Here is an 11,181-nt window from a genome sequence, read left to right as displayed (position 1 = left end):
GAGGATTTAACAAAAATGTTTAACCAATTTATTAATAATTAAACTTTATATTATGAACAAAACAGATTTAATCGATGCAATGGCAGAACACGCAGGAATCACTAAAGCAGCTGCTAAAAAAGCTTTAGAATGTGCAATTATTGAAATTGAAGGTGCTTTACAAAAAGGTAACAGAGTTTCTTTAGTAGGTTTTGGTTCTTGGTCAGTTTCTAAAAGAGCTGCAAGAGAAGGAAGAAACCCACAAACTGGTGAGACTATCAAAATCAAAGCTAAAAACGTTGTTAAGTTTAAAGCTGGTGCAGATTTATCAAACGCAGTTAACTAATTAGTTACTCATTATAATATGAAAAAGCCTTCAAATTTTGAAGGCTTTTTTTATTCCACCAGGCAATAGTTGCTTTTTTGATAAATAAATATTAGATTTAGTTATTAATTTATCACAAGCATGATAACAATAAAGCCCAAAAAAGGAGATTTGTTAATAGCAGAACCTTCCATAATTGGTGACGTTTCTTTCAATCGTTCTATTGTTCTTATTGCTGACCACTCTGAAGAAGGTTCCATTGGATTTATCCTTAACAAACCACTAGATTATACTATTAACGAACTTGTTCCCGAAATTGAAACCGATTTTAAGGTTTATAATGGTGGTCCTGTTGAGCAGGATAATCTTTACTTTATTCATAAAATCCCGGAATTGATCCCGCAAAGCATAGAAATATCTTTAGGTATTTATTGGGGTGGTGATTTTAACAAAGTGGCAGAGCTTATTGCCAATGGTGATATAAAAGAAAGCGATATAAAATTCTTTTTAGGCTATTCCGGCTGGAGTGCCTTTCAGTTAGAAGATGAACTTAAGGCCAACTCCTGGGTGGTTACGGAAAACATTTATAAAAAGAACATTATAGAAAAAAGCTATAAATCGTTCTGGAAAGAAAAAATGTTGGAATTCGGTGGTGAATACAGCATTTGGTCTAATGCACCTGAGAACCCCAATTACAACTAAGACAGTCTTATTTTTGCATTTAGCTTTCCGATTAAGTCTTTGGAAATCGCATTGGTATACAACTTCTTTCTGTATTTTGAAATGGGCTGGATCCCTACAATAACATTGGTTATAAAGATCTCATCTGCTTTTTGAAGTTCAAAGGGTGATACCGAAGCTTCTTCAAGTTCATAGTCCGGTATCTTTTTAAGGATATCCATGATCTGTTTTCGCATAATACCTTTTAAACAGCCATCGGAAACGGGTGGTGTTTTAATCGTATTTCCTTTTACTACAAACACATTAGCGTTAAGTGTTTCAATGACTTGTTTGTTGGTATTTAAAACGAAACAGTTATTGAGCTTATTTTCTTTGGCATAAATGCTCCCTACAACATTTAAAGCCTTATTATTGGTTTTTAAAGTGGATAATAAACTGGGCGACACATAATAATCTTTAAACAAATCCACTTCATAAAAAGCATCGTTCAACGTGTAAAAATCGTCCTGTATTTGTTTTACGGACACTACAAAACCAACATTTTGATCTGACGGTGTATATAAACCACCCGCTTTTCTAAAAACAGTAACCTTTACCCTGGCAGAAGCTTTTAATAAGTCATTTGCCTCTAAAGTTTTATGGATCTGTTCTTCCATATATTCCATAGTAAAATCCATAGGGATCTCCATTCTCATAATACGCATGGAGGCCATTAACCTGAAATAATGGTCTTCTAAAAACAAAATCTTTCCATGACTGCTTTTTATAGTTTCAAAAAGGGCATCGCCATAGGCAAATCCTCTGTTATCGATGGAAAGTACTGTGTTGTCTTCTAAAATATTACCGCTGAAATTTATCATAAAAAATCCCGTTCTGATTTTGTATCGGAACGGGGCAAATATAATTTAATTAAACCACTTAAAGTTTAAACTGAGCCTAATACATGCTTTAAATCTGCTATTTGATTTTCCCAAAGCATTTTAGCTTCTTCTGTTTCATCTTCCTCTGCAAAATCGGTTATCATTAAAGACACATCTTTGGTAATTTCATCTACCTGAATTCTAATTTCAAAGTAGTACGATTGTCCGTCTTCTTCATCGGTTACCCATCTGAATTTAACACGTTCACCGCTTTTTTTGCTCAGTAATTTTGCCTGCTCTTCACTATCATCCCAGATAAAGGTAAAAAGTTCGCCACGAGAATTTACATTATCTGAAAACCACTCCGATAAACCTGAAGGGGTTGAGATATATTGAAATAATAATTGAGGTGAAGCGTGAATTGGAAATTCCAGGTCAAATCTAACTTTGTCGTCCATATATACTTTGAAAATTTAATGTTGCCTAATATATACATTAATTAATAAGTATGACAATTTTTTTAATAATATTTTATTTCACTTATGTTTGTTGACATTAATATTGTTTTTATATTTGCAGCCACAAAATTATGGCGAGGTAGCTCAGTTGGTTAGAGCGTCGGATTCATAACCCGGAGGTCTCGAGTTCAAATCTCGATCTCGCTACAACAGTCAAAGCTTGGTACTATGGTATCAAGCTTTTTTATTTGTTTGAACTTAATGCTCGCTTTAGAAGTGATAAATAAATAAAAATGGTTAAATACGAAGTATTTTAGGCTTTGAATATTGTCAAGCTTCCCTAAAAAAGATTCATGCAATAAATCTCGATCTCGCTACCAAGTAAACAATATTTTTCGGTCCAGGTTTTGTATTTCAAGTTTTAGTGAAGTACTAGCTTCTCCTTTTTGAGTGGATCAGGAATCATCGGAACACATTTAAATATAGACGCTTCACTTAAGGTTTTGGACGGTTCATTTTAAAATTTTCAGATAGCGATACGAGTTAATCTACTTTTACCACATAATCATTAAAAACAGTAAAAATGAGTAAAACAATAAAAAACATTTTAATTTTAGCAGTAATCACTTTAATTGGCTCAACTGCTGTAGCTCAGCAAAACGAACTCACTGAAGCGCAATCAACTCAAATGGAAACTCAAATTAAAGCACAATCTGAAAAACTGGATTTATCCGAAGATCAGAAAAAAACGTATGAAGACATTACAAAAAAGTATGGGCTCGAAATGATAAATCTCAAAGAAAGTGGCAAAGGCAGACTTTCCAAATACAAAGCGTACAAATCAATTATTGAGAACAAGAATAAAGAAATGAAAGCCTTACTCTCAGAAGAACAATATGCTACCTACGAAGAAATACAAGAGGAAATGCAAAAGCGAATGAAAAAAAGAAATAAGAATAACAGTTAAAATCTTTAAATTTAAAGGCTTGTTTAGCAAGCCTTTTTTAATTCCGATGGATACTAAAAGACTTATACTAATTATTGCTGCTAGCTTCTCGCTGTTGACAAACATTCCCAGGATCATTTTTTTGTTTGGAGGAGAGGGTCAGGAGTTAAATCGCTTACTCGAAATTTCTGTTCAGGATACCATTTTTAGAATTGCCATAATGTTTTGTTTTTGCTTTGTGACACTGAACTTTAATCTGCAGTGGTTACAAAAATTTAAGGTCAGGCATCGCCTTTTAGCTTCCATTATAATTAATCCTTTGATTGTAATTATTTTTATAAATTTTTTTAAACTGGTTAATCTTCTCATTTACAGAATTGATGAATATACTATTAACCCTGGATTGAATTCGTTTTCCTTTATATTTATTATGTTGATGTTGTTGGTGATTAGCAAGGCTATAAAGCTCAATAACCAATCAAAGCTGGATGCGATTGAAAAAGAAAAGTTGAAACAGCAAAGCCTACAAAACGAATTAACAGCCTTAAAAAATCAGGTAAACCCTCACTTTTTATTCAATTCCCTTAATTCTCTGAGTTTATTGGTTAGGGAAGATCAAAAAGCTGCAGGAAAGTTCATTAACAAGTTATCTTTTCTCTACCGGTACATATTACAAAGTAAAGATCAGGATTTGGTAACCGTAAAGGAGGAACTCAAGTTTTTAGAAAGTTATATTCACCTGATCAAACAACGCTACAGGGATAATTTCAATGTAAATATCAATATTAAAGAAGAACAATTTAAAAGAAAAATTCCAACCTTAGCCTTGCAATTGCTTATGGAAAATGCCGTTAAGCATAATGAAATTTCGAACGACAAACCGCTATCTGTTGATGTGTTTGATGAAGCTAATTACATCATCATAAAAAATAAGCTGCAAAAGCGGACGGGACATATTGAAAGCACCAATACAGGTCTAAGTAATTTGAATACGCGCTTTAAATTACAGATGAATAAGGAGATTGAAATTTCAAAAGACGATATACATTTTACAGTAAAAATACCAATGGCATGAAAGTCGTAATAATAGAAGATGAGAAAGCTGCTGCTGAAAATCTGAAATTTCTACTTTCAGAAATAGATCCATCGATTCAAGTCGATAAGATTATAGATACTGTTTCTGGCGCGGTAGATTATTTTTCTAAAACAAGTACTTTTGAACTCGCATTTTTTGATATTCATTTGGCAGATGGAAATTCGTTCGAAATTTTTGAGAAAGCAGAAATTCGTGTTCCTGTTATATTTACTACTGCTTATGACGAATATGCACTAAAAGCTTTTAAAGTAAACAGTATAGATTACTTGTTAAAGCCTATTGATGAAGATGAACTAAAGGAGGCAATAGAAAGGTTCAAATCTACGAATCAAAATGTTCCGGTAAATGAGCAATTCAACAAAATGTTGCAAATGCTCAATACTGAAAAGAAAACCTATAAGACCACGTATTTAGTTCAGCAACGCGACACCTTAATACCTTTGAATGTCGATGACATAGCTTATTTCATCATTGATGCAGGAATCGTTAAAGCCATTTCTTTTGATACTAAATCTTACATCATTGATGAAAAATTGGAAGACATCGAGGAAGCATTAAACCCCAATCATTTCTTTAGAGCTAACAGACAGTTTATAGTTCAGCGAAAAGCCATTAAAAACTTACAACTATACTTCAATGGAAAGTTAATTTTGAATGTTCAACCCAAACCCAACGAGCAAATCGTGGTAAGCAAAGCAAAGGCGCCTCAGCTAAAAAATTGGATGAACTAAAAACATTAAAAAACTTCGTTCCTATAAGCGACCATTTCACCAATTGATTTGGTCGTTTCGCTTTATTTATCGTATCAAACCACTGGAAATCATTGTTCATTTGTATTGAATTTAAAAGATAATACGGGATGTATATTAAAGTAAACATCAAAATAGTAATCCTTTTTCTAGTGGGTGGTTTAAATGTATTTGCTCAAGATTTTGAACTTTTCAAAATTGAATCTACCTACTATCCAATGCAAAACATTGAAGAATCTGATCTTAACAGAGAAATAGGATTTTGGGAGTGGAGTGCAAAATTGACCATTCCGCAACTTTTAAAAAACGAAAAAAGCCTACTGCTTCATCAGTTAAGGTATACAAACTTGCGTGCCGAAATGGAAGGAAACCTCCTCAGTGGCCCTACCGAAGCGACTAAAACGTACCATACTATGTCTTATGGTTTAAGTTGGATTGAGACCTTAAATCCCAAATGGCAACTAGTGGTGAATGTCTTGCCAACGCTCGCTTCAGATTTAGAAGGGGCTTTAAGCGGTGATGATTTTTTATTTCTTGCCAATGCTATAGCGATACGCACTAAAAATAGTAGGTTTAAATACGGATTTGGATTGGCTTACACAACCAGTTTTGGACGCCAATTAGTGATTCCTATGGGAATGCTAAAATACCGTACTAATACTACAGCAATTGATCTTTTGTTACCCAATAAGCTATCGGTAATATTTCATATAAATAAGCCATTTAATTATGGTTTACAAGCACGATTAGATGGCGGGCTATTCAACAACAACAGTACCGTTCAAATTATTAATGAAGAAGTTGATGCCACAAGTTATAGCAGACTAAATATAGGTCCAGTAATGACTTATAAATTAAACGATTTCCTCAAGATTGATTTAGAAGGCGGAATGGCGGTCGGCAGAAGGTTAACATTTATAGATTCTAATGACGATACCTTTAATAGAACACCAGAAAATGGGCTCTTCTTTAAAGTGGGACTTTCTATAAGTCCTAAAAAGAAAAATAAGAACGCTCCCAAAGATTGAATTGCACCTAAGGCGACCAAAAAATTCAATCCCATTAACAGTCATTTCACTGCTTGATTTCACCGTTTCACTTTATTTTTCGCATTAAGCATCTCTTATCATTATTCATTTGTATTGAATTTATAAGCACTATTAAAATAAATCAAAAAACAAATTCATTACATATGTTAAAATTCAATTCTATATCGTAAGTATTGTTTTTAACATATTAATTGAACTGAACATTTTATCTATTTACGAATACATAAAAAGAAATTGGAAAAGCGAGCAGCACCGTTTGGACGAGTAAAAATAAATTTAGTTCATCATTAATTCAAGTAATCTCTATAATTAGCAACAACTATGAAAACAAGAAAAAAATTAATCATAACATGGTTTTGTATTGGTATATTATACTTCTTATTTCTGATATGGAATGGTCTGTTTACAAAGCCTTTATCTGGGGAGGAAATAGAAAAATACACTGAAATCTTACAACAAGATTATTCTGATAGTGAGTTCCAACAAATGCGTTCGTTTATGGAAGAAGATGATGGCAAACCTGTCATCATGGTTAATGTTATAAAAACAAATGATATTCCAAAAACTGTGAATGGAAAAACCTTTGGTTCCTCTGAAGAAGCTCTTGCCCATTATACAAGTTTTGTAGGGACATTTTTAATCAAGAGAGGTAGTTATCCAATATTTAATGGAACATCCCTAATGGATGCTCCTGAGGTGTGGGGAATTGAAAACGCAAGAGAGTGGACTACAGGTTCTCTAGTAAGATATAAAAGCCGTAGAGTAATGTTGGAATTGTCTACAAACCCTGATTTTAAAAAATTTCATGATAGCAAAGTAGCGGGCATTGAAAAGACATTCGCTTTCCCAGTAAGTACTAATATTCATCTTGTTAATTTAAGCCTATTTGTCGCTATGTTTTTAATGGTTGTCGGATTAATTATTTCCTTATTCTTTGTTAAAAAAGCAAAATAAAAAAACGTCCAAATAGTTTGATTAACGGATACATAGAACGCATCATTCAATAGATAACACTTGGCTCGATGCGCGAGTCTATCGGGTAAATGTAACCTGGGTCAAAAGGTATAAAATTCAATTCCATTAACGGTCATTTCACTACTTGATTTGACCGTTTCACTTTCTTTTCAGAGTTCTGCGCTAGTATCTACGCTACTTTTGAAGTATCAAAACAAAAGAAAATGACTCAAATAGTAAAAATAATAATTAAACCGCTTGTCGTTCTAAGCATTTTATTCCATTGTTCCTTCGTAAAAGCACAGGTAACGTTCAACTCTTTAGAAGCCGTGCTAAGATATGCCGATGAACATGCGACAAGTATTCAAACTTCAGAGAAACAGGAAGATTTATTAGGGCTCAAAGTCAAAGAATCCAAAACAAACTTGCGACCAACAATCAGTTCCTATGCCAGTTACAACGATAATATTTCGCTGCAGCCCGTATTAATTCCATCACAAATCTTTGATCCTACGGCACCTGAAGGTAGTTTCAATGAGGTAGAATTTGGTACCAAATTCAATTATAGTATCGGCACCAGCGCACAATGGGATATACTTAATTTTCAGAAACTATTTGCTGTAAAAACCGCCAATGCCGAATGGGAACAAGGAAAACGCAATACGGCACTACAAAAAATGAATACCTATAACACCCTGGCAAATACCTATTATTCCATCTTGCTGACTCAGGAAGCTATTGCCATTTACGAAGAAAACCTATCGGTTGCCACCACCATCCATACCAGTGCAGAAGGTAAATATGATAAAGGTGTTATTGGTGAAGCCGAACTCAATCTTAGTGAGATAAAAAAACTACAGGCAGAAAATACTTTAAGTATTACGAAAAGTAATTTAGACCAGCTTTACGTTCAGTTGCAAAGTCAGTTGAATTGTACTGATAGTATACGGATTGAAGATACCATGGATGTTTTCATTCTTGAAGATGAATCCATTACAACGGTTCACCCCGAAATTCTGGTGAAAAAAGCTGAAATAGAAAAGCAGGAACAGTTCTTAAAACAAACCAAAGCGCTTCGGTACCCTTCCCTGAGCCTTACTTATCAAAATACAAAAACCTGGGCCAGTGACGATTTTTTCAACTTTTCAAATAGTAACGAATTGCCCAATCAGTTTTTCGGAGCTACGTTAACTATTCCGTTCCGTAATTCCTCAAACAAACAAAAAATTAAACAGTCAAAGCTGGAACTGGAAATCAAACAGCACGAGTTAGAAAACACCAAATTAGTCAAACAAAAAGAAGACGAGTTGTTAGTATTAAAACGCAATCAAACTACCGAACAACACAGTCAAAACGAAAAAATTCTTGAGCTTCAAAAAAAGAATGACACACACGCCATAAATAAGTACGAAAAAGATATTATTAGCTTAAATGACCGTCTGGAACAATATGATGATTTGTTAATTGCCCAAGACAACTATCTACAGAGTTTAGGAGCGGTAACCATCAATAAATACCAATTGTTTATCAGAACATTGAACTACGAATAACCATATACTAATGTTAACTCGATTAAAATTTCAATCAATAAATCATGACTATAATATTAAAAAAACAACATTTTGTCATATCGACAGAGCGAAGTATGAGCGACGAGATATCGCATCCTGATGAGATTCCTCTTCGTGCCTCATTCGGAATGACATAGTTGATTATTAATTTTTAATATATCGAATTTACATTGTGTTACTAATTTTTAAATATATGAAATCAATCACTTTTATTTTCAGCCTTGGAATGTTGGTTTTATTTCAATCCTGTAAAGGGAAAGAAACCACCACGCCCAAAAGAATAGCCATAGAAGAAGCTGTTTTTGCCAGTGGTTCTATGGAACAGAAAAACACCTATTACCTTTCTGCAAATGCCGATGGTATTTTAATTTCACTTACCGTGAAAGAGGGAGAACCGGTAGAAAAAGGACAGCGCATTGCCGGTATTCAAAATAATGTGCAAACCAATCAGGTAAATGATGCAGAAGTAGCATACAGAGATGCCGTTAAATCAGCGTTGCCAAATTCACCGGAGCTTCAGCATAGTGCCGTGCAAGTAGAGCAGGCCAAAAAGCAATTGGGTTTTGATAAACAAAACTATCAACGCTATAAAGAACTCTATGCCTTAAAATCCGTATCAAAACTAGAGTTTGAAAAATATGAACTGCAGTATAAAGCGTCACAAAGCAATTTGAAATCTCTTGAAGAAGCCTACCACGATTTGCAATCTGATTTAAAATTAAATGTAGAAAGAAACCGCATTCAATTAAGTACCCAAAAAGATAAATTGAACGATTATTTTATCAATGCTGAACAAACAGGTGTTGTTACAGACTTATACAAAAAACAAGGGGAATTGGTGCGCAAAGGAGAAACCGTAGCACAGGTAGCCAGCGGTGATTTTATTGTAAAACTATTTGTAGCAGAAGATGATATTGTAAAAGTTAGCTTAGGACAATCGGTAGCACTTAGTATCAATACCTATCCTCAAAAGGTGTTTACCGCCAGGGTAAGTAAAATTCACCCGGGATTTAATGCCAGCGAACAATCCCATATCGTGGAAGCAACTTTTGATGCATTTCCTCAAAAAATGTTCAACGGCACACAACTACAAGCCAATATAGCGATTGACAAAAGAGAAAATGTATTAGTCGTTCCTACCAGTTTTATTGAAAAAGGCCAATTTGTAACACTGGAATCCGGTGAGGAAAAGCGCATAAAAACAGGCTCAAAAACGAATGAATGGACAGAAGTGATATCCGGATTAAGCGTAAATGATATATTACTAAAGCAATGAATACGAATCAAAAAATAGCCCGCATTATGCTTACGTCTCGCATCAGACAATTAATGGTTGCGGTACTCAGCGTTATTTTCGGAATTTCTATGTACGTAGCCATGAACGGATTTATGGGAGGCGTGAATGACTCGCAAACCGAAATTACGTTTACTTCAATGGCCCATATAAAAATATATAACGAAACGCCTGATGAGGTAGCACCCATTACAACAGTTCCTAAAAACGAGCAGGCATATTCCTATGTAAGCAATACCAAGAATATCAACTATACGGAAGGTATAAAAAATGTAGATGGACTTAAAAACATACTGCAAGACATTGATAATATAACGGGCTATACAGCCCAGATAAACGAAAACGTATTCATCCAAAATGGTGTTTTACAACAAAGTGCGACCCTTTCAGGCGTGGAAACCGAAACCGAAAATCAACTGTTCAAAACGGCAGATTATATGGTAGAAGGCAACTTTTTTGATATTGATAAGCGTTCGGATGGTATCATTTTAGGTATAGGCTTGGCAGAAAAAATGGGCGTAAACATGGGTAATTCCATCACGCTTTCAACATCACAAGGAGTTAAAAAGAACTTTAAAATTGTAGGTATTATAGAAACAGGAGCTATGTCTGCAGACAAAAGTAAAGCCATTGTTTCTATTAGAACCGCCAGACAATTCTTATCGAAAAACAGAAGTTATGCCACCGAAGTACAAGTTAATGTTGAAGATTACAATCAAGCCCGCCAAGTAGCAAAAATGATTGCACCCCATACCAAATACAAGGTACAGGCCTGGCAGGAAGGGAATGCCCAGTTAGATTCATCCAGTTTTCTAAGAGATATTTTAGCTATATCCGTGTCACTTACCATACTTATTGTGGCAGGTTTTGGCATCTATAATATTATGAATATGACAGTCAATGAAAAAATTAAGGAAATAGCCATTCTCAAAGCCATGGGGTTTGATGGGCAGGATATTAAGACCATTTTTGTTTCACAGGCCCTTTTCATCGGGTTGATAGGTGGCTTTTTAGGACTTATCATTGGAAATATCATCATCAGAATTATTGACCATGTTCCTTTTAACATAGGCCCAATGGATTCGCTGCCGGTTTCCTACCGACCGCAAGATTATATATTGGCATTTGGTTTTGGGATACTATTCACATTTATTGCAGGTTACTTGCCCGCTCGTAAAGCTTCAAAGCTGGACCCTGTAGAAATTTTAAGAGGTTAAAT

General features: G+C 34.5%; 12 protein-coding genes and 1 tRNA gene. 11 read left to right on the top strand and 2 right to left on the bottom strand.

What is annotated here, in order from left to right:
* Window positions 1-52 precede the first annotated feature (52 nt).
* Together Q0983_RS16940 and Q0983_RS16935 are read left to right on the top strand one after the other, a co-directional pair.
* Window positions 53-325, top strand: coding sequence for an HU family DNA-binding protein (locus tag Q0983_RS16940; RefSeq protein WP_148541332.1), 273 nt, complete (start codon window positions 53-55; stop codon window positions 323-325).
* A gap of 120 nt (window positions 326-445) precedes the next feature.
* The gene (locus Q0983_RS16935; RefSeq protein ID WP_299556017.1) at window positions 446-1,006 is read left to right on the top strand and encodes a YqgE/AlgH family protein; all 561 of its coding nucleotides are present in this window, start codon (window positions 446-448) and stop codon (window positions 1,004-1,006) included.
* On the opposite strand, the gene Q0983_RS16930 is transcribed toward Q0983_RS16935, so the two are convergent.
* Together Q0983_RS16930 and Q0983_RS16925 are read right to left on the bottom strand one after the other, a co-directional pair.
* Entirely contained in the window at window positions 1,003-1,845 is an 843-nt protein-coding gene (locus Q0983_RS16930; RefSeq protein WP_299556015.1) for an aminotransferase class IV, read from the bottom strand. The genes Q0983_RS16935 and Q0983_RS16930 overlap by 4 nt on opposite strands.
* 65 nt (window positions 1,846-1,910) lie before the next feature.
* Window positions 1,911-2,303 (bottom strand): START-like domain-containing protein, encoded by a 393-nt coding sequence (locus tag Q0983_RS16925; RefSeq protein WP_299556013.1) that lies wholly within the window; start codon window positions 2,301-2,303, stop codon window positions 1,911-1,913.
* A gap of 133 nt (window positions 2,304-2,436) precedes the next feature.
* Between Q0983_RS16925 and Q0983_RS16920 the strand changes: the two genes are divergently transcribed.
* From Q0983_RS16920 to Q0983_RS16880, 9 genes are all read left to right on the top strand, one after another.
* Window positions 2,437-2,510 (top strand) — tRNA-Met (locus Q0983_RS16920).
* Window positions 2,511-2,886: 376 nt separating this feature from the next.
* Entirely contained in the window at window positions 2,887-3,270 is a 384-nt protein-coding gene (locus tag Q0983_RS16915) for a hypothetical protein (protein WP_299556011.1), read from the top strand.
* A gap of 46 nt (window positions 3,271-3,316) precedes the next feature.
* A complete protein-coding gene (locus Q0983_RS16910) occupies window positions 3,317-4,324 on the top strand; it encodes a histidine kinase (protein ID WP_299556009.1) in 1,008 nt (335 codons plus the stop codon).
* On the top strand, window positions 4,321-5,076 hold the full coding sequence (locus Q0983_RS16905) for a LytTR family DNA-binding domain-containing protein (RefSeq protein ID WP_299556007.1): 756 nt from the start codon (window positions 4,321-4,323) through the stop codon (window positions 5,074-5,076). The genes Q0983_RS16910 and Q0983_RS16905 overlap by 4 nt, the downstream gene beginning before the upstream one ends.
* Window positions 5,077-5,204: 128 nt before the next feature.
* On the top strand, window positions 5,205-6,122 hold the full coding sequence (locus tag Q0983_RS16900; RefSeq protein ID WP_299556005.1) for a DUF6268 family outer membrane beta-barrel protein: 918 nt from the start codon (window positions 5,205-5,207) through the stop codon (window positions 6,120-6,122).
* 342 nt (window positions 6,123-6,464) lie between these two features.
* The gene (locus Q0983_RS16895; protein ID WP_299556003.1) at window positions 6,465-7,097 is read left to right on the top strand and encodes a hypothetical protein; all 633 of its coding nucleotides are present in this window, start codon (window positions 6,465-6,467) and stop codon (window positions 7,095-7,097) included.
* A gap of 224 nt (window positions 7,098-7,321) precedes the next feature.
* Window positions 7,322-8,647 (top strand): TolC family protein, encoded by a 1,326-nt coding sequence (locus tag Q0983_RS16890; protein WP_299556001.1) that lies wholly within the window; start codon window positions 7,322-7,324, stop codon window positions 8,645-8,647.
* A gap of 214 nt (window positions 8,648-8,861) precedes the next feature.
* The gene (locus Q0983_RS16885; protein ID WP_299555999.1) at window positions 8,862-9,944 is read left to right on the top strand and encodes an HlyD family efflux transporter periplasmic adaptor subunit; all 1,083 of its coding nucleotides are present in this window, start codon (window positions 8,862-8,864) and stop codon (window positions 9,942-9,944) included.
* Window positions 9,941-11,179 carry an FtsX-like permease family protein gene (locus tag Q0983_RS16880; protein ID WP_299555997.1) on the top strand — a complete coding sequence of 413 codons (1,239 nt, stop codon included), beginning with the start codon at window positions 9,941-9,943 and terminating at the stop codon, window positions 11,177-11,179. The genes Q0983_RS16885 and Q0983_RS16880 overlap by 4 nt, the downstream gene beginning before the upstream one ends.
* Window positions 11,180-11,181: the final 2 nt, after the last annotated feature.

This window comes from Seonamhaeicola sp., assembly GCF_028281565.1.
Lineage (GTDB): Bacteria > Bacteroidota > Bacteroidia > Flavobacteriales > Flavobacteriaceae > Seonamhaeicola.
This window is presented reverse-complemented; position numbering and strand designations above follow the sequence as displayed.

Excerpts from the sequence above, each read along its gene's own strand:
- Q0983_RS16905 (WP_299556007.1), top strand. The coding sequence starts at position 4,321 with ATGAAAGTCGTAATAATAGAAGATGAGAAAGCTGCTGCTGAAAATCTG.
- Q0983_RS16935 (WP_299556017.1), top strand. The coding sequence starts at position 446 with ATGATAACAATAAAGCCCAAAAAAGGAGATTTGTTAATAGCAGAACCT.
- Q0983_RS16895 (WP_299556003.1), top strand. The coding sequence starts at position 6,465 with ATGAAAACAAGAAAAAAATTAATCATAACATGGTTTTGTATTGGTATA.
- Q0983_RS16930 (WP_299556015.1), bottom strand. The coding sequence starts at position 1,845 with ATGATAAATTTCAGCGGTAATATTTTAGAAGACAACACAGTACTTTCC.
- Q0983_RS16890 (WP_299556001.1), top strand. The coding sequence starts at position 7,322 with ATGACTCAAATAGTAAAAATAATAATTAAACCGCTTGTCGTTCTAAGC.
- Q0983_RS16940 (WP_148541332.1), top strand. The coding sequence starts at position 53 with ATGAACAAAACAGATTTAATCGATGCAATGGCAGAACACGCAGGAATC.
- Q0983_RS16885 (WP_299555999.1), top strand. The coding sequence starts at position 8,862 with ATGAAATCAATCACTTTTATTTTCAGCCTTGGAATGTTGGTTTTATTT.
- Q0983_RS16900 (WP_299556005.1), top strand. The coding sequence starts at position 5,205 with ATGTATATTAAAGTAAACATCAAAATAGTAATCCTTTTTCTAGTGGGT.
- Q0983_RS16915 (WP_299556011.1), top strand. The coding sequence starts at position 2,887 with ATGAGTAAAACAATAAAAAACATTTTAATTTTAGCAGTAATCACTTTA.
- Q0983_RS16910 (WP_299556009.1), top strand. The coding sequence starts at position 3,317 with ATGGATACTAAAAGACTTATACTAATTATTGCTGCTAGCTTCTCGCTG.
- Q0983_RS16925 (WP_299556013.1), bottom strand. The coding sequence starts at position 2,303 with ATGGACGACAAAGTTAGATTTGACCTGGAATTTCCAATTCACGCTTCA.
- Q0983_RS16880 (WP_299555997.1), top strand. The coding sequence starts at position 9,941 with ATGAATACGAATCAAAAAATAGCCCGCATTATGCTTACGTCTCGCATC.